This is a genomic window from Gemmatimonadota bacterium (genome assembly GCA_009835325.1).
Taxonomy (GTDB): Bacteria; JAAXHH01; JAAXHH01; order JAAXHH01; family JAAXHH01; genus JAAXHH01.
Map to the genome: position 1 here is coordinate 53,500 of VXWP01000117.1, position 17,318 is coordinate 70,817.

At 61.2% G+C, this 17,318-nt stretch carries 18 protein-coding genes; 15 read left to right on the forward strand and 3 right to left on the reverse strand.

The features are described 5' to 3' along the window. Positions 1-36: 36 nt before the first annotated feature. Both F4Z81_15520 and F4Z81_15525 read right to left on the reverse strand, forming a co-directional pair. Positions 37-858, reverse strand: a complete 822-nt coding sequence (locus F4Z81_15520) for a class I SAM-dependent methyltransferase (GenBank protein ID MXW06458.1) — start codon at positions 856-858, stop codon at positions 37-39. Between the two features lie 44 nt (positions 859-902). Continuing rightward, complete coding sequence (locus F4Z81_15525) at positions 903-1,685, reverse strand: class I SAM-dependent methyltransferase (protein MXW06459.1); 783 nt, start codon at positions 1,683-1,685, stop codon at positions 903-905. Positions 1,686-1,950: 265 nt separating this feature from the next. Here F4Z81_15525 and F4Z81_15530 point away from each other — a divergent pair, with 265 nt between their 5' ends. Then, complete coding sequence (locus F4Z81_15530) at positions 1,951-2,913, forward strand: phosphoglycerate dehydrogenase (GenBank protein ID MXW06460.1); 963 nt, start codon at positions 1,951-1,953, stop codon at positions 2,911-2,913. An 87-nt stretch (positions 2,914-3,000) separates the two neighbouring features. On the opposite strand, the gene F4Z81_15535 is transcribed toward F4Z81_15530, so the two are convergent. Next, entirely contained in the window at positions 3,001-3,402 is a 402-nt protein-coding gene (locus tag F4Z81_15535; protein MXW06461.1) for a ferredoxin:thioredoxin reductase, read from the reverse strand. A 381-nt stretch (positions 3,403-3,783) separates the two neighbouring features. On the opposite strand from F4Z81_15535, the gene F4Z81_15540 reads away from it, so the two are divergent. The 14 genes from F4Z81_15540 to F4Z81_15605 all read left to right on the forward strand — a co-directional run bounded on the left by F4Z81_15540 (position 3,784) and on the right by F4Z81_15605 (position 17,312). Beyond that, positions 3,784-4,452 (forward strand): cytochrome c3 family protein, encoded by a 669-nt coding sequence (locus tag F4Z81_15540; protein MXW06462.1) that lies wholly within the window; start codon positions 3,784-3,786, stop codon positions 4,450-4,452. A 66-nt stretch (positions 4,453-4,518) separates the two neighbouring features. Next, the gene (locus F4Z81_15545; GenBank protein ID MXW06463.1) at positions 4,519-7,497 is read left to right on the forward strand and encodes a 4Fe-4S dicluster domain-containing protein; all 2,979 of its coding nucleotides are present in this window, start codon (positions 4,519-4,521) and stop codon (positions 7,495-7,497) included. A gap of 13 nt (positions 7,498-7,510) precedes the next feature. Continuing rightward, a complete protein-coding gene (locus F4Z81_15550) occupies positions 7,511-8,905 on the forward strand; it encodes a hydrogenase (GenBank protein ID MXW06464.1) in 1,395 nt (464 codons plus the stop codon). A 1-nt stretch (position 8,906) separates the two neighbouring features. Continuing rightward, a complete protein-coding gene (locus tag F4Z81_15555; GenBank protein ID MXW06465.1) occupies positions 8,907-9,455 on the forward strand; it encodes a DUF3341 domain-containing protein in 549 nt (182 codons plus the stop codon). A gap of 4 nt (positions 9,456-9,459) precedes the next feature. Next, positions 9,460-10,047, forward strand: a complete 588-nt coding sequence (locus F4Z81_15560) for a cytochrome c (protein MXW06466.1) — start codon at positions 9,460-9,462, stop codon at positions 10,045-10,047. Further along, positions 10,044-11,255: a hypothetical protein gene (locus tag F4Z81_15565; GenBank protein ID MXW06467.1), complete on the forward strand. Its 1,212-nt coding sequence runs from the start codon at positions 10,044-10,046 to the stop codon at positions 11,253-11,255. Before F4Z81_15560 ends, F4Z81_15565 begins: the two co-directional genes overlap by 4 nt. Positions 11,256-11,279: 24 nt before the next feature. Continuing rightward, positions 11,280-11,720, forward strand: a complete 441-nt coding sequence (locus F4Z81_15570; protein ID MXW06468.1) for a hypothetical protein — start codon at positions 11,280-11,282, stop codon at positions 11,718-11,720. Between the two features lies 1 nt (position 11,721). Beyond that, a complete protein-coding gene (locus F4Z81_15575) occupies positions 11,722-12,636 on the forward strand; it encodes an SCO family protein (protein MXW06469.1) in 915 nt (304 codons plus the stop codon). A 24-nt stretch (positions 12,637-12,660) separates the two neighbouring features. Then, a complete protein-coding gene (gene coxB / locus F4Z81_15580) occupies positions 12,661-13,608 on the forward strand; it encodes a cytochrome c oxidase subunit II (protein ID MXW06470.1) in 948 nt (315 codons plus the stop codon). Beyond that, positions 13,605-15,278 (forward strand): cytochrome c oxidase subunit I, encoded by a 1,674-nt coding sequence (locus tag F4Z81_15585; protein ID MXW06471.1) that lies wholly within the window; start codon positions 13,605-13,607, stop codon positions 15,276-15,278. The genes coxB and F4Z81_15585 overlap by 4 nt, the downstream gene beginning before the upstream one ends. 76 nt (positions 15,279-15,354) lie before the next feature. Next, entirely contained in the window at positions 15,355-15,987 is a 633-nt protein-coding gene (locus F4Z81_15590; GenBank protein MXW06472.1) for a cytochrome c oxidase subunit 3 family protein, read from the forward strand. A 10-nt stretch (positions 15,988-15,997) separates the two neighbouring features. Continuing rightward, positions 15,998-16,372, forward strand: coding sequence for an oxidase (locus F4Z81_15595; GenBank protein MXW06473.1), 375 nt, complete (start codon positions 15,998-16,000; stop codon positions 16,370-16,372). Positions 16,373-16,725: 353 nt separating this feature from the next. Beyond that, positions 16,726-17,049 (forward strand): hypothetical protein, encoded by a 324-nt coding sequence (locus tag F4Z81_15600; GenBank protein ID MXW06474.1) that lies wholly within the window; start codon positions 16,726-16,728, stop codon positions 17,047-17,049. A 71-nt stretch (positions 17,050-17,120) separates the two neighbouring features. Then, positions 17,121-17,312: a hypothetical protein gene (locus tag F4Z81_15605; protein MXW06475.1), complete on the forward strand. Its 192-nt coding sequence runs from the start codon at positions 17,121-17,123 to the stop codon at positions 17,310-17,312. Positions 17,313-17,318 lie beyond the last annotated feature (6 nt).

Sequence of the window (17,318 nt, forward strand, 5' to 3'; positions counted from 1 at the left end):
CCACCCAATCCTCTCGGTCTCATAGCCCGCTCTATCTCAAGGTGAACACGGTTTCTTCCGCCCCACCAGGAGCAGGTTCGCCGGCAGTTTCTCCAACGGCGCATCGCGCTCCCAGTCCTGACGCCCGTCTCCGTATTCCTTCATGGCCGTGAGTTCGCATCCGCCATCCAGCATGGCGCGGACCATGTCCGATACCGTCCAGTGGAATTCGTAACTCGGGAGCGATCCCTGATAACCTGAAAGATCCTCGGACCGGTCGTAGGTAAGGGGACCGTGGTCGAAGTAGTGGTATTCCTGCGTCATCGGACCAGCCGAATGTTTCCAGATCCGGCGGAAGGGATGGTACTCGTTGACCATGAAGAGGCCGCCGGGTTTGAGTATCCGAATGGCTTCTCCATAGTAACGATTCAGGTCGGACACCCACACGGCGACGTGGCCGCCCGTATACACGATGTCGAACCCACCGCCAGACGGTTCGGCCGGATCGCCCGGTTCGTCCGGGACGCGTGGACCGCTCGGGTCGCCAAGGCCTCCCAGCTCGGTCACGTCCGCCCGGTGAAAGACGATCGTTAGACCGAGTTCTTCCGCTCTACCGGCGGCGATATCCAACTGGGCCTGCGAGATATCCACGGAGGTGACCCGGGCTCCGGCGGCGGCCAGGGCGAAGGCGACCAGGTTGTCTCCACTGCCCAGCACGCAAGCTGACCGGCCGGACACGTCGCCGAGGTATTTCAACTCGACGTCGTCCAGGGCGATGCGGATATTGCCCGGGATGTTCCGCCAGTCCACCCTGGCGTCTATTCCCGCCTGCCACTGGGCGGAAACGGCGTCCCAGCCCCGGCGATTCGCCTCGTGCATGGGATTCCGGCTCAAATCCTCTGGTCCTCTTTTCTCTGGTCCTTTCAGATCCTTCGGGCGACCCAGACCTGTTCGTTGCCATGCTTGAATGGACCACGCTGGAAGTCCCCGTAAATCGCCTCGATTTCGTAGCCGCACAGTTCGAGAAGATACTGCATTTCGAATCGATAGACGTAGCGTAGATACAATGGGGTGGTGGTCTTCGCAATCACCCGGCCCTCGTCGTCCACTTCTTCGAAGAACCGGTGTTCCTCCAGCGTCTGATCCAGGGGATCGTACCGTCGCGTATCCGATACCAGGACGCGGCGTCCCGTCTCGGGATGGGTGAACGAACCCAGGTGATTGAGGGTGCCCCTGGGCGGTTTCATGTAGGCCGCGATCAACTCGATGCTGGGGTCGAACACGTTGAAAACCAGCCGTCCCCGGTCCGTCAGATGCTCGCGGATCCGAGTCAGGGCCCGGCGCTGGTCCTCGCCGCTCATCATGTGAAGGAACGCGCGGTACGGCATGATGGCCAGCGGAAAGCGCCGCTCCAGGCTGAACGTCCTCATATCGCCTTCGACGATTTCCATGCGTCGTTTCGTTTCGTCCGGCAGCGCGTCCATCTTGCGGCGCGCCACCTCCAGCATCGCGGGAGCCCGGTCCAGGCCCACGATGGACACGCCCGACTCGGCGATCGGGATCATGATCCGGCCCGTTCCGCAACCGATCTCCAGCACGGGGCCTTCCGCCCCGGCGGCTTCCTCGACGTAGAATGCCTCGTCGCCTTCGAGTCCCGTCGAAAAGCTGTCGTATAATCCGGCGTCTTTCCTGTCGTATTCCGACATACCATACGCTCCTCATCCAAAAACAGCCTGATACCGGACCGTAATCCACGGACCGACTCCGATTCCTTTCCATACATGCAACCTGATCCTCGACTATTATACATATGTAAGGATGCAGATGCAGGATGTTTCAATATTTCCGTGCTTTCCGATTTAATCTCCACTTGGTACATTCCAACACGGCAACCAGCCTGGAAATGAAAAGCAATGCACTGACGTCGCCAAACGTCGCACGGTATCGATCCACGCAAATATTGAGGGAACCATGCCAGACCGATTACGTATCGTCATACCCGGGGACGACCCACCCCAGATGCAGGGATCGCCCCACCTGGAACGACTGGAAGCCTATGGAGAGGTCGTCCTGCACACCGATCGGCCGGAAACGGCGGAAGAGAAGATCGAACGGGCCAGCGGCGCCGCGGTAATGATCAACTCCCGGGGGCTTGTGACGTGGCCCGGGGACGTCCTCCGCGCGCTGCCCGATCTCCGCATGATCGCGACCTGTTCGATCGGCGTCGACTGTTTCGATCTGGAAGCGGCGCGGGAATGCGGCATCGTCATCTCCAACCAGCCCGGTCGTACGGCGCCGGTCGTCGCGGAGCACGCCTTCGGCCTGATGTTCGCCCTCGCGAAAAGGGCGGCGTTCTTCACAGGCGCCATGAAAGCCGGCCAGTGGCCTCGGCTGGACGCGTACTATCTCAAGGGGAAGACCCTCGGCGTGATCGGAACTGGTCCCATCGGATCGGAGATGGCGAGACTGGCGGGAAGCGTGGGCATGGAGGTGATCGCCTGGACGTACAACCCGTCGGATGAAAGGGCCCGGAAGATCGGGGTGACCTACGTGGAGCTCGACGAATTGCTGGAGAAATCGGACGTGGTGTCGCTGCACGTCATGCTGACGGAGTACAGCCGGTACATGATCAATCGGGATTCGCTGGCAAGCATGAAACCGGGCGCGTTGCTGATCAACTGCGGCCGGGGGGGCCTGGTGGATACGGACGCGCTGGTGGCAGCGCTTCGATCGGGTCACCTGGGCGGCGCGGCTCTGGACGTCTTCGAGGAGGAGCCGTTACCCGCGGGCCATCCGCTGCTCGAGATGGAACAGGTCGTCCTTACCCCTCACTGCGCGGACATGACCCCGGAGGGCGTCGAACTGCTCAACGAGGGGGCGGTGAACAACGTCATCGCCTTTTTGGAGGGCCGGCCGCAAAACGTCGTGAAATGATAGCGCAAACCGCGTGGTGAAACAGACCGCGTGGCGGGTCTTAACGAGGGTGGCGAGCTGATCGAGGGTGGCGAGCTTCGTCGAGACTCACTCCGGTGCGCGGTGCCGCGCCTCCCTGCCCTTGTCCGGCGTCGGATCCTCGACCAGGCCGTACATCTGCCGGCCTTCGTGGTCTTCGGGAAGGTATTCGGTAATCGGAAGGCCCTCGGGGGTCACGAACAGCAGGCAGTGGCAGTACTTCCAGATCTTCATCTCATCGCAGGCGCAGACCCACTCGCGGCTTCGTTCCAGTTCGGCCTTCTTGTCGGGATAGAAATTGCACGGGCACAGGGGCCGGCCCAGTTCGTCCACGTGGGCGGCGAGACCCTTGACCACGGAATCGGTCACTTCCGCGTTCGGATGAGGCGAGGTACCCGTCTTTTCCCAGTACTTGTCACAGTACTTTTGCATGCGCTGCATGCTCTTCTCCGACGGTTGCTGCTCGTTCATGGGCTACTCCTTAACTGGGTACCACTGCCGGACAGACCTGTCTGGTTTACTATCACGGTTTCCTGATATCAATTTACCCGGTATCGTCCTCCGTGTCAACCGGCCAGTGCCTGGGTCCGGGGATGGCAGACGGGCCTGTGGCCGGGGAAGGCAGCCGGACGAGAATCGCGCCCCGCAAGGCGAAAACATCGACCGATTGCGCGTAGCCATCAGGGCGACGACATGCCCGGATTTCGGGTCCTCGGTCCGGCGGTCAAAAAAACGATTCGCACTGCCGATTTATATTGACTTTGATTGCTGCGCGGTATATCGTTCAAGACTGTTGTCGAGAGTCCGGTCATTTGGTGAAGAACGCATCAGAGAAAGACAGAACGAGTCCATATGCCACAGATTTTCTCCCCCGCCGCGAACACGTGGCTCAAGGCGAGCATCGTCGGCGGGGCGCTTCTCCTGGCAACCACATTCGGCGTCATTTTCTACCTCGGTTCGACTTCCTATGTTACCCGGCAGCATCAGGTAAGACCCCAGCCCGTTCCTTTCAGCCACAGGCACCACGTCAATCAACTCGGCATCGACTGCCGGTACTGCCACGCATCGGTGGAAACGAGCGCCTTCGCGGGCCTGCCGGCGACCAAGACGTGCATGAGCTGCCACTCCCAGGTGTGGACCGACGCGCCTATGCTCGAACCGGTGCGGACCAGTTACGCGACCGGGGAGTCGCTCGAATGGACCCGGGTGCACGATCTGCCGGACTACGTGTATTTCGATCATAGTATTCATATCAACAAAGGCATCGGCTGCGAGTCCTGCCACGGCGCCGTCAACGAGATGGCCCTGATGTGGCAGGAGGAATCGTTGCAGATGATGTGGTGCCTCGAGTGCCACCGCGGCCCCGAGGACTTCATCCGGGAACGGGCGGACGTGTACAAGTTCGAATCGCAGCCAGACTACTCGGCGCCCATGGACCAGAGCGCCCTCGGCGCGCAACTGATCCGGGGCTACCGGGTCAACAAGGATCAGCTGGAAGACTGTTCCATCTGTCACCGGTAGCAGGAACAGCCACGACATCAGATCATGAAACAGACCTCTGAACGGCACATCACGGAAGCGGTAGCGATGAAATCGGAAAAGAATGGCGCGCCTGAATACTGGCGCAGCCTGGATCAGCTGGCCGAGACCGAGGAATTCCAGTCGTTCATGGAGAAGGAATTCCCGCAACACGTGGAAGAGGTCAAGGCGAACCCGGTCAGCCGGCGGAAGTTCCTGAAGCTGATGGGCGCATCCATCGCCCTGGCCGGCGCCACCGCCTCCGCCTGTACCCGCCAGCCGTCCGAAAAGATCATCCCCTACGTGCTGCCCCCGGAAGAGATCGTCCCGGGCAAGCCCCTGTACTACGCCTCGGCCTACGTCCACGACGGGGTGGCGAACGGCATCCTGGTGGAAAGCCACATGGGCCGGCCCACCAAGGTGGAGGGCAACCCGGAACATCCCGCCAGCCTGGGATCGACGGGCGTTTTCGCCCAGGCCTCCGTCCTGACGATGTACGACCCGGACCGGTCCCAGTCGGTGATCAGGCGGGGCCGCATCACCACTTACGACGCCTACCTGAACGAACTGAACGAAGCCCTGTCCAACCAGGTGGAGAAACAGGGCGGCGGCATACGTGTACTTACAGGTACCGTCACTTCGCCGAGCCTGCACGGGCAACTGGAAGCCCTGCTGGCCCGGTACCCCGGCGCCCGTTGGCACCAGTACGATCCGGTCACCCTGGACAACGCCAGGGAAGGTTCGCGACTGGCCTTCGGCGAAATCGTCTCCACCCGTTACGACCTCAAGAAGGCCGACGTGATCCTGTCCCTCGACGGAGACTTCCTGTCGGACGGTCCCGGCGCGGTGCGGTATGCCCGGGATTTCGCCTCCCGCCGGGACGGGAACGACCCTGACAATATGAACCGGCTTTACGTCATCGAGAGTACGCCTTCGCTGACCGGCGCCCAGGCCGACCATCTGCTCAACCGCCGCGCGGGCGAGATCGAAGGGCTCGCCCGGTCGATCGCCGCGGGACTGGGCGTGTCCGTCTCTGCCGGCGCGGAAGGCGACGAGGACACGCAGCGCTGGATATCCGCCGTGGTGGACGATCTCCGCGCGCACGCCGGCGCCTGTCTCGTGGTCACGGGCGATCACCAGCCGCCCGCCGTGCATGCCCTCGTCCACGCGATGAACGACGCGCTGGGCAACACGGGCAACACCGTTACCTATTCCGAGTCCATTGAAGCGTCTCCCGTCAACCAGACCGAATCGATCACCGCGCTGGTCGACGACATGCGGAACGGCGAGGTCGACCTGCTGGTCATGATCGGCGCCAACCCCGTCTACAGCACGCCGGCGGACCTCGCGTTCACGACCGCCATGGACAACGTGGCCATGCGCGTGCACGCCGGCCTGTATCACGACGAGACGGCGGAACTATGCCACTGGCACCTCCCGATGGCTCATGACCTGGAAGCATGGAGCGACGCCCGGTCCTACGATGGCACGTTGACCGTCGTACAGCCGCTCATCGCCCCGCTGTACCGCGGCAGGAGCGCCCACGAAATCGTGGCTGCGCTGGACGGCAACGCCATGAAGAAGGGTTACGATATCGTCCGCGAGCACTGGCAGGCCCAGGGCTATCACGGGTCGCAGGCCTTCGAGACCTTCTGGCAGACCACGGTGCACGACGGGTTCATCACCGGATCCGCCCTGCCGCCGAAGGCCGTGTCGGTCGGCGACATTGCCGCGGCCGTGGGCGAGGCATCGGGACCGGAAGCCGGCACGGAGCTCATTTTCCGGGCGGACCCGACCGTATGGGACGGGTACTACGCCAACAACGGCTGGCTGCAGGAACTGCCCAAGCCGCTGACCAAGCTGACCTGGGACAACGCCGCGCTGATGGGTCCCGCCATGGCGAATCGGCTCGGAGTCGAAAACACCGACGTGGTCGAACTGGTTTATCGGGACCGCAGGGTGAACGCCCCCGTGTGGATCCTGCCCGGACACCCGGACGAGGCGGTCACGGTGCATCTGGGATACGGCCGCCGCCGCGCGGGCCAGCTGGGCACGAACGCGGGGTTCGACGCCTATTCGATCCGATCCTCCACCAGTCCGGATTTCGGCGGAGGACTTCAGGTTACGCCGACCGGGGACACCTTCGACATCTACAGCACGCAGGACCACCACGCCATGGAACTCGAAGGCATGGGCAGCATGTCCCGCGACCGCAACCTGATCCGCGCCAGCGACATCGAGACCTTCAAGGACGACCCCCACGTGATCCAGGAGATGTGGGAGGAACCCGATCCCAAGCGCAATCTCTATCCCGACGATCACGCCTACGACGGACCCAACGCCTGGGGCATGGTCATCGACCTGAACAAGTGCAACGGCTGCAATACGTGCACCATCGCCTGCCAGTCGGAGAACAACATCTCCGTCGTGGGCAAGGAAGAAGTGGCCAATGCCCGCGAGATGCACTGGATCCGGATCGACCGCTATTACCGGGGTGACCTCGACGCGCCGGAGACTTTCCACCAGCCCGTGCCGTGCATGCAGTGCGAGAACGCGCCCTGCGAACTGGTCTGTCCCGTCGGCGCTACCGTGCACAGCAAGGAAGGCCTGAACGACATGGTCTACAACCGCTGCGTCGGCACGCGCTACTGTTCCAACAACTGTCCCTACAAGGTCCGGCGGTTCAACTTCTATTTGTATTCCGACTTCGAAACGCCGAGCCTGCAGCTGGGACGTAACCCGGACGTTACGGTGCGCAGCCGCGGGGTCATGGAGAAGTGCACCTATTGCGTCCAGCGCATCAACGTCGCCCGGATCGAGGCGAAGAAGGAAGACCGCGACATCGCCGACGGCGAGATCCTGACGGCCTGCCAGCAGGCCTGTCCGTCCCAGGCGATCACCTTCGGGAACACGAAAGACGCGGATAGCGAGGTTTCCAGACTGAAAGCCAGTCCGTTGAACTACGGTATGCTGACGGACCTGCTCACCAAGCCACGCACCACGTACCTGGGGCGGATACGCAATCCGAACCCGGTCCTGGAGGCGTGAGAGGAGTAGTTCCTTGTCGCAACAGGAACAGGCAGTCGACATAGAAAAGGTCGACAAGTACACGGGCGATGGTTTCGTAGCGCCCGAGTACGACAATACCACCGTCACGCAGAAGATATCCAACATCGTCCTGCGGGCGGATACGCCGTGGGGCTGGTACCTGGCCGTGGCGGTCCTGCTGCCCATCGTCGGCCTGCTGGGCGTCTCCATCACCTGGCTGGTGCTGATCGGTACGGGCGTCTGGGGCCTGAACGTGCCGGTCGGCTGGGGATTCGCCATCATCAACTTCGTCTGGTGGATCGGGATCGGACACGCCGGGACGCTCATCTCCGCCATCCTGCACCTCATGCGGCAGGACTGGCGCAACTCGATCAACCGGTTCGCCGAAGCCATGACGATCTTCGCCGTGATGTGCGCCGGCATGTTTCCGCTGCTCCACGTGGGCCGTCCCTGGCTGGCCTACTGGCTGCTTCCGCTGCCCAACACCATGTCGCTGTGGCCGCAGTGGCGCTCGCCGCTGGTCTGGGACGTCTTCGCCGTATCCACCTACTTCACCGTTTCCCTGATCTTCTGGTACATGGGCATGATCCCGGATCTCGGCACCCTGCGGGACCGGGCGAAGCATCCCGTCGTCGCGCGGATCTACGGCATATTCGCCATGGGCTGGCGCGGCGCGTCCTCCCACTGGGCCCGTTACGAGAAGGCCTACCTGATCCTGGCCGGCCTGTCCACGCCCCTGGTCCTGTCCGTGCACTCCATCGTTTCGCTCGACTTCGCCGTCTCGCTGATCCCGGGCTGGCATACCACCGTGTTCCCGCCCTACTTCGTGGCCGGCGCCATCTACGCCGGATTCGCCATGGTGCTGACGCTGACCATCCCCGTGCGGCACTGGTTCGGCCTGCAGGGACTGATCACGACGCGCCACCTGGAGAACATGGGCAAGGTGACCCTGGCGACGGGCTTCATCGTCGTATACGGATACGCCATGGAGGCCTTCATATCGTGGTACAGCGCGAGCCCGTACGAAGGGTTCATGATGTGGAACCGCATGACCGGCCAGTACGCGCCGGTTTACTGGGCGCTGATCTTCTGCAACGCCGTCAGCATCCAGATCCTCTGGTGGAAGCGCGCCCGCCGCAGCCCCCTCGTGCTGTTCATCGTCTCCCTGATCGTCGGCGTCGGCATGTGGCTGGAACGGTTCGTCATCGTCGTGACCAGCCTGGCCAACGACTACATGCCTTCGTCGTGGGACTACTACGCGGGCACGATCTGGGACTGGAGCCTGTACATCGGCACCATCGGTTCCTTCCTGTTCATGATGTGCCTGTTCATCCGGTTCCTGCCCATGATCCCCATGTCCGAAATGAAGATGATCATACCGAAGCACCGGAATAAGAAGGACGCCTGAGATGAATCACGGACCCGCCCGGCCCGAACTGCGCGGCCTCGTTGCCGAGTTTGAAAACGAGGAAGCCATCGTGGAAGCCACGCAGAAGACCGTGGACGCCGGGTACCATCATATCGAGACCTACACGCCCTACCCCCTCGACGAGTTGCTGGACATCCAGCACCTCCACAAGAATAAAGTGGCGCTGGTGATCCTGATCGGCGGGCTGACCGGATGCGCCGTGGGTTTCTTCATGCAGTGGTTCGCCTCCGTGGTTCACTACCCGATCAACGTGGGCGGCCGGCCCCTGAACAGCTGGCCGGCCTTCATCCCGGTCATGTTCGAGTGCACGGTCCTGTTCGCTTCCTTTGCCGCGCTGATCGGCATGATGGTCATGAACAAGCTGCCCCGGCCGAACCATCCGCTTTTCGATATCGAGCGGTTCCGGTACGCCACGCAGGACCGGTTCTTCCTGTGCATCGAGGCGGAAGACCCGTACTTCGAAAAGGACGCGACCCGGCAGTTTCTGGAAGAGTTGAACCCGCACGAGGTGAACGAAGTTGAAGCGTAGCCCCATGGCCCTCCTATACGCCGGTTTCCTGTGCGTCCTGTGCCTGGCCGCCGCGTCGGCCTGCCGGCAGGACATGCACGACCAGCCGCGCGCCGAGCCCTTCGAGGAGAGCGACTTCTTCGGTGACCGCCGGTCGGTGCGTCCCGCGGTGGAAGGGACCATTGCCCGGGGCCACCTGAGGCTGGACGAGCATTTCTATACGGGGAAGATCGACGGTGCGCTGGCGACGACGTTCCCCAGCACGGTTACCATTGAAATGCTGAAGCGGGGGCAGGAACGGTACGACATCTACTGCGCACCGTGCCACAGCAAGACGGGCGACGGACTCGGCATGATCGTGCAGCGCGGCATGAAGCAGCCGGAGTCCTTTCACAGCCAGCGGCTCCTCGATGTGGAAGTGGGGCATTACTTCGACGTGGTGACCAACGGCTTCGGCAACATGTACAGTTACGAGGAACGCATCGATCCGGCCGACCGATGGGCCATCGCTGCCTATATCCGGGCGCTGCAGATGAGCCAGGGCGCCAACCTGGCCGAACTGCCGGAATCCGATCAGCAAAGAATTCAACAAATCGTGGAAGTGGAAGAATGACAGCGATCTCCAGCAATCTTCTGGCACAGCTTAGCAGCATTCAGACCCGGGCTTTGACCGTCGGCGTCATCCTGGTGCTGGGCGGATTGCTTTACGCCTTCGCCACGGGCGCGATGTCCGGTTTCTACCAGGCCTACCTGGTGGGCTACATGATCTGCGCGGGCATTGCCCTGGTATGCATGGCCTTCACCATGCTGCACCACCTCATCGGCGGCCGCTGGGGATTCGTCATCCAGCGCCTGCTCGAAGCCGGCATGAGCACACTGCCCGTACTGCTCGTCCTCTTCATACCCATCGTGATGGGCATGCACGACCTGTACCACTGGACGCACGCGGAAGTGGTGGCCGTCGACCCGATTCTGCAGCACAAGGAATCCTATCTCAACGTGCCCTTCTTCATCGCCCGGACCGTCTTCTACTTCGCCATCTGGATCGCCGCCTCGTTCCTGCTGATCAGGTGGTCCACGTCCCAGGATGCGTCGGGAGATCCCGGGCTGACGGACAAGATGCGCAACGTATGCGGACCCGGCGTCGTGGTGTTCGCCCTGACCATGACCTTCGCGTCCTTCGACTGGATCATGTCCACCGACCCGCACTGGTTCTCGACGCTCTACGGGGTCATGATGATCGTGAACGCCGGCGGTGCGACCCTTTCGTTTATCATCATCATGATGACCTGGCTCCGGAAACACGAGCCCATCTCAAAACTCGCCGACGCGGACCGGTTCCACGACTGGGGCAAGCTCCTGCTGGCCTTTACGCTGCTCTGGTTCTACATGATGCTGTCCCAGTTTCTGATCATCTGGGCGGCGAACCTGCCGGAAGAGAACCCCTGGTACGTGCATCGCGTCCACGGCGGCTGGGAAGTCCTGTCCGTCGTCCTGGTCCTCTGCCGGTTCGTCATCGCCTTCTTCCTGCTCCTGTCCATACCACGGAAGCGGGACCCGAGGAGGCTGGTACGCGTGGCCTGGTTCATCCTGGTCATGCACCTGGTCGACATCTTCTGGCACGTGGCGCCGAATTTCCGCCTCGACGGGTTCAGTGTCAGCGTAATGGACGTGATGGTTCCGGTCGGACTGTTCGGCATCTGGTTTTTCTTTGTCCTGAACCGGCTGAAGCGGTTCCCGTTGATCCCGCAGAAGGATCCCCGGTTCGAGGAACTCGTGGCTTCGGTCTCGAAGGCACCGGTCTCGAAGGCAAAGGCCTAGGAACGTGTATTATAAGAGGACGGCATGAATCACGGCGAAAACCATAACACCGTTGACCAGGCCTCGGTAGAACGGGGACACGAAGTATTCGAGACCAACGTGCCCCTGGTCATCAAGTTCGGCATCGGGCTGACGGCACTGGCCATCATCTCCATGGTACTGATGTGGCTGATGTTCGTGGTGATCGAAGACTACAACGCGATGACGTTCGACGCGCCGGCGCCTCTGATCGAAGCGGACGCGCTACCGCCCGAACCGCGGCTCCAGGTCATCCCCGAGGAAGACCTGATTGCCCTCCAGGAGGCGGAAGCGAAGAAGCTGAATAATTACGGGTGGGTGATCCGCACGGCGGAAATCGTCCAGATTCCCATCGAGCGGGCCATGCACCTGATCGCGACCGACGACCGGTACAGGCTGCCCTCGGCGGTGGATGCGGGGGTAGAACAGACCGGGGAAGGACCGTAGGATGATGGCAAGCAAACCATACAGATACGCCGCAGTTGCCGCGGGGCTCATCGCGATCGCGGTCCTGATCGCGGCTCCCGGCGGCATGCATGGACAGGAAGGCGAGCGCGGTCCGGCGGTCATGAAGGATATCGGCACGGGACCCGGCCTGGACGCGAGCGCCACGCCCGAGATCCTGAAACACGTGGGCATCGAACAGAGAATCGGCGTCTCCCTGCCCCTGGATCTCGAGTTCAACGATGAGTCGGGCGCGCCGGTAAGCCTGGGCAGCTACTTCGGCGACAAGCCGGTCATCCTGACGCTGGTCTACTACGATTGCCCCATGCTGTGCACGGAGGTGCTCAACGGGCTCAACCGCAGCCTGGCCCCCCTGAAATACAGTATCGGGGAGGAATTCAAGGTCGTGACCGTCAGCTTCGACCCCCGGGAATCCCCGACGCTCGCGTCGCAGAAGAAGGCGGTCTACACGCAACGCTACGGGCGGCCCGGTACCGGGGAAGGCTGGCATTTCCTCACGGGCGAAGCGCCGGCAATCGACGCGCTGACCGAATCCGTCGGCTTCAATTACGTCTACGACGAAACGGAAGGGCAGTTCGTCCACGGCAGCGCCATCATGATCATCAGTCCGAAGGGCACGGTATCGCACTACTTCTTCGGGATCGAGTACCCGTCGGAGGACATCCGGCTGGCCATCATCGAATCTTCCGAAGAAAAACTGGGCAACGTGTTCGACCAGATCATGCTGTACTGTTTCAACTACGATCCCGAGCAGGGCCGGTACGGCGTAGCCATCATGAACGCGATGCGCCTCGCGGGGCTGGTCACGCTGCTGGCCATGGGTTCCTTCATGGTCGTCATGTTCAAGCGGGACCGCCGGCGGCGGCGGGAACGGATCGAACGCGGAGAAGATGCGTAACCGACATAACCGTAAAGTGAGCGTATGAACAACCAATTCCAACTGCATCCCGAGATCGCATCAACCTTTGCCTTCGACGTCGATCTGCTGTATTTTTTCGTAGTGGCCGTCAGCATATTCTTCATGGCCCTGATCTGCGTGCTGATCTTTCTTTTCGCCATGAAGTACCGGCGCCGCACCGAGGACCAGCAGGCGGAAACGCAGACCCACGGCCACCTGGGCCTCGAAATCACGTGGTCCGCCATTCCGCTCGTCCTCATGCTGATCATGTTCGCCTGGGGCGTCTGGCTCTTCTTCCGGGTGTACCAGATCCCGGACGGCGCCATGGAGTACTACGTGGTCGGCAAGCAGTGGATGTGGCACGTACAGCATCCCACGGGCCAGCGGGAAATCAACGAAATGCACGTGCCGATCAACACGCCGGTGAAGCTGACCATGGCGTCCGAGGACGTCATACACAGCTTCTTCATCCCGGCGTTCCGGGTGAAGAACGACGTGATCCCCGGACGGTACACTTCGTTGACCTTCGAGGCGACCAAGCCCGGCAAGTACCACCTTTTCTGCGCCGAATACTGCGGCACCGAACACTCTTTGATGATCGGAAGCGTTTACGCCATGGAACCGGAAGACTACCAGGACTGGCTGGGCGGCGGCGTGTCCGACGAGACGCCCGAGGAGGCCGGGGCGCGGCTCTTCTCGCAGCTCAACTGCGATACGTGCCACAGCGACCAGGCCGCGGCCCGCGGGCCGTCCCTGAACGGCAAATTCGGCACGGAGGAAGTCCTTGCCAGCGGTGAACGCATCCTGATCGACGAAGCCTATATCCGGGAATCCATCGTCAATCCCAGGATCCGGATGGTGGCAGGCTATCCGTCGATCATGCCGACCTACCAGGGTCAGATTACGGAGACCAACATCTTCAATCTGATTTCCTATATCAAATCGCTGCCGAGTACGGAGGGCGCCCAATGAGCACGATAGCCCAGCAGGGGGCTGCCGAACACCGGATGCCCCGCGACCACTTCCTGAACGCGGCCTACACGATCAAGTCCTGGCTGCTGACGATGGACCACAAGCGCGTGGGACTGCTTTACCTCATCTCGATCACCTTCTTCTTCCTGATCGGGGGGACCTTCGCCAGCCTGATCCGCCTGGAACTGGCAACGCCCGAAGCGGACCTGATGGAAGCGGACCAGTACAACGTGGCCTTCTCCATGCACGGCATTGTGATGATCTTCTTCTTCCTGATCCCGTCGATCCCCGCCGTATTCGGGAATTTCATCATGCCGCTCATGATCGGGGCGAAGGACGTGGCCTTCCCGAAACTGAACCTGATGAGCTGGTATCTCTTCATCTTCGGCGGCACCTTCGGCGTGCTGACGACCCTGCTGGGCGGCGTGGATACCGGATGGACCTTCTACACGCCCTTCAGCAGCACCTATTCCAACAGCAACGTGATCCTGGCGGGCATGGCGGCCTTCATCGCCGGATTCTCCTCCATCCTGACCGGGCTGAACTTCATGGTGACCATCCACAAGATGCGGGCGCCGGGCATTACCTGGTTCAAGATGCCCCTCTTCGTCTGGGGCATGTACGCCACGAGCCTCATCATGGTACTCGGCACGCCGGTCATTGCCATCACGCTGGCCCTGATGATGGTCGAGCGCGGGCTGCACATCGGCATCTTCGATCCCGCCCTGGGCGGCGACCCGGTCCTGTTCCAGCACCTGTTCTGGTTCTACTCCCATCCGGCCGTGTACATCATGATCCTGCCCGGCATGGGGGTCATTTCCGAGGTCATCGCCGCCTTCAGCCGCAAGCGGATCTTCGGCTACGAATTCATCGCCATGTCCAGCGTTTCGATCGCGGTCCTCGGCTTCTTCGTCTGGGGCCACCACCTCTTCGTGAGCGGGCAGTCGATCTACGCCGGCATGGTCTTCTCCTTCATCACCATGCTCGTGGCGGTGCCCTCGGCGATCAAGGTATTCAACTGGATGGCGACCATCTACAGGGGATCGGTGTCCTACGACGCGCCCATGCTCTACGCCCTGGGCTTCATCGGCCTCTTTTCCGTGGGCGGTCTCACCGGGGTGTTCCTGGCCATAATGGGGCTGGACATCCACATGCACGACACGTATTTCGTGGTGGCCCATTTCCACTACGTCATGGTGGGCGGCGCGGTGACGGCCTTCATGGCGGCGCTGCACTTCTGGTGGCCCAAGATCTCCGGCCGCATGTATCCGGAAGGCTGGTCGCGCCTGGCCGCCTTCCTGATCTTCGCCGGGTTCAACCTGACCTTCTTCCCGCAGTTCATCGTCGGGTACCTCGGCATGCCACGGCGGTATCACGTCTATCCGGAAGAATGGCAACTGCTCAACATCATGTCGTCCGCCGGCGCCACCATCCTGGCTGCGGCCTTCATCGTCCCGGCGATTTACCTGGCCTGGTCGCTGAAGAACGGCAAGATCTCCGGACCCAACCCCTGGCGGGCCACGGGACTGGAGTGGATCCTGTCGTCGCCGCCGCCGGAACACAACTTCCCGACCACGCCGATCGTGGAGGAGGAGCCGTACGACTACGGCGAGGTGATCGAGAACCCGGTGCACGAGGAAGAGCACGAGAAAGAACGCGAACACGCGTAGAAGGAGCACGATCTTGTCAGTCAGTACTGAAGCGGCCGCACACGGCCACGATGAACACGCCGCGCATCCGGAATACATGCGTCATCAGTTCGACGACATGGACCAGCAGAACGATGCCGCGAGCCTGGGGATGTGGCTGTTCCTGCTGACGGAAGTCATGTTCTTCGGCGGGTTCTTTCTGGGATATTCGATCTACCGGAGCGAGTACTACGATTCCTTCGTTATCGGAAGCCAGAATCTCGACGTCTTCTTGGGCGGCCTGAACACCGTCGCCCTGATCACCAGCAGCGTCACCATGGCCTTCGCCGTCCGGGCGGCCCAGCTCGGCAAGAAGAACCACATCCTGATCTTCCTGGTGCTGACCCTGGTACTCGGCCTCGTGTTCATGGTGAACAAGTACATCGAGTACTCCCACAAGCTGCACGACGGCCTGATTCCCGGATACAATTTCCTGTGGACCGCTGCGGGCGACGGGCAGACCATCCAGTTGTTTTACGGCTTCTACTTCTGCATGACCGGGACGCACGGCCTGCACGTCCTCATCGGACTCGTGCTCATCGTCTGGCTGCTGATCCGCGTCTGGCAGGACAAGTTCACCACCGAGTACTACGCGCCGATCGAGAACTTCGGCCTGTACTGGCACTTCGTCGACCTGGTCTGGATCTTCCTCTTCCCGCTGCTGTACCTCATCGGCGGACTGGCCGTATAGGGATCATACCATGACTGAACACGCAGAACACGGACATCAAGCCGAAGGTGGCCATCAAGCCGAAGGCGGACACGGGGACCACCACGGCCCCCACATCGCGACCACGGCCAACTACCTGACCATCTTCACGGCGCTGCTGGTCCTCACCGCCGTGACCGTGTGGGCGGCCACCATGGAATTGGGCTTTCTCAACACGCCTGTGGCCATGTTCATCGCCAGCGTAAAGGCCATCCTGGTGATCCTGTACTTCATGCACCTGAAGTTCAGCCCCGGCCAGACCAAGCTCGCCGCCGCCGCAGCCATCTTCTGGCTGCTCATTCTCCTCATCATCACCTTCTTCGACTACATAGGCCGCACCTGGCAGGACAATCCCGCGGGCTGGTAACGGGCTGGATTTTGTCCTCAGCTAAGCCGTCGGCCGTACCGCTTGGATGGCGAATCGTCCAAACCTCCGGTTGACGTTCTGCCCTTCGACGAACCGCCTTCCAAAGTCAAATGGCCGCTACTGCCGAAGCATCGGTTGTGGCGCGGGTGCGGTTTTCTCTTCTGTCGGCGACGGATCAAGTTCCCCCTTTTTAAAAAAACCACGATATAGCCCTTTCAATTCTGACTATCCCCTTTAGGACATCGGACGTGTATTGTGCCACGCGGAATCTGCATCATGGCCGGTACCCGTTCCAGTACCATTCGTGTACGCCGTACACCAATCGGTTCATTCAGTTGCATAAGGAGGGGGTCATGTTGAAAGGTATTTCGGATACGAACACGGAAGAACAGATATTGCGCTCAATAGATGTTCTTAAAGAAGTTGTACTATCTTCGAGAACGGACACCAAACAGCGGTTCGAACGTGTTGAAGCCGACATCACGGCATTCCGATCGGACGTCAATCAGCGGTTCGAAGGCGTCGAGTCCGACATCCAAGACATCCGTAAGGAATTGTCGGAGTTCCGAACGGACGTCAATCAGCGGTTTGAACGCGTTGAAGCCGACTTCAAGGAAGTTCGAAACGACATCAAGGAGATCAAGGAGTCGCTGCGAGAGATGAACAGGCGCGGTTGATTGACACGGAGGGGAGGTTTTGCAGGCGAGATCATCAAACCTGCGCACAGTTCGCACAATAGGAGTACGTCATGTGGGAAAACCCAGTCACATACGCAGTACTATTAGGCGCGATGGGTAGTCTTGTCAGCATTGGGGTATGGATCGGCAGAGTAAATTCGTTCAAAGCTTCAGTTGAAAACACGCTTGCGGAGATCAAAGAATCCATCAAAGGCATTCAGGATTCCATCGAGAAGATCCTGCTCCGACTACCGCCGGATTGAAGCGGA

What these genes read in the sequence shown, in the direction of transcription:
- F4Z81_15520 (MXW06458.1), bottom strand. Translation starts at nt 858, where the DNA reads ATGCACGAGGCGAATCGCCGGGGCTGGGACGCCGTTTCCGCCCAGTGG.
- F4Z81_15525 (MXW06459.1), bottom strand. Translation starts at nt 1,685, where the DNA reads ATGTCGGAATACGACAGGAAAGACGCCGGATTATACGACAGCTTTTCG.
- F4Z81_15530 (MXW06460.1), top strand. Translation starts at nt 1,951, where the DNA reads ATGCCAGACCGATTACGTATCGTCATACCCGGGGACGACCCACCCCAG.
- F4Z81_15535 (MXW06461.1), bottom strand. Translation starts at nt 3,402, where the DNA reads ATGAACGAGCAGCAACCGTCGGAGAAGAGCATGCAGCGCATGCAAAAG.
- F4Z81_15540 (MXW06462.1), top strand. Translation starts at nt 3,784, where the DNA reads ATGCCACAGATTTTCTCCCCCGCCGCGAACACGTGGCTCAAGGCGAGC.
- F4Z81_15545 (MXW06463.1), top strand. Translation starts at nt 4,519, where the DNA reads ATGAAATCGGAAAAGAATGGCGCGCCTGAATACTGGCGCAGCCTGGAT.
- F4Z81_15555 (MXW06465.1), top strand. Translation starts at nt 8,907, where the DNA reads ATGAATCACGGACCCGCCCGGCCCGAACTGCGCGGCCTCGTTGCCGAG.
- F4Z81_15560 (MXW06466.1), top strand. Translation starts at nt 9,460, where the DNA reads ATGGCCCTCCTATACGCCGGTTTCCTGTGCGTCCTGTGCCTGGCCGCC.
- F4Z81_15565 (MXW06467.1), top strand. Translation starts at nt 10,044, where the DNA reads ATGACAGCGATCTCCAGCAATCTTCTGGCACAGCTTAGCAGCATTCAG.
- F4Z81_15570 (MXW06468.1), top strand. Translation starts at nt 11,280, where the DNA reads ATGAATCACGGCGAAAACCATAACACCGTTGACCAGGCCTCGGTAGAA.
- F4Z81_15575 (MXW06469.1), top strand. Translation starts at nt 11,722, where the DNA reads ATGATGGCAAGCAAACCATACAGATACGCCGCAGTTGCCGCGGGGCTC.
- coxB (MXW06470.1), top strand. Translation starts at nt 12,661, where the DNA reads ATGAACAACCAATTCCAACTGCATCCCGAGATCGCATCAACCTTTGCC.
- F4Z81_15585 (MXW06471.1), top strand. Translation starts at nt 13,605, where the DNA reads ATGAGCACGATAGCCCAGCAGGGGGCTGCCGAACACCGGATGCCCCGC.
- F4Z81_15590 (MXW06472.1), top strand. Translation starts at nt 15,355, where the DNA reads ATGCGTCATCAGTTCGACGACATGGACCAGCAGAACGATGCCGCGAGC.
- F4Z81_15595 (MXW06473.1), top strand. Translation starts at nt 15,998, where the DNA reads ATGACTGAACACGCAGAACACGGACATCAAGCCGAAGGTGGCCATCAA.
- F4Z81_15600 (MXW06474.1), top strand. Translation starts at nt 16,726, where the DNA reads ATGTTGAAAGGTATTTCGGATACGAACACGGAAGAACAGATATTGCGC.
- F4Z81_15605 (MXW06475.1), top strand. Translation starts at nt 17,121, where the DNA reads ATGTGGGAAAACCCAGTCACATACGCAGTACTATTAGGCGCGATGGGT.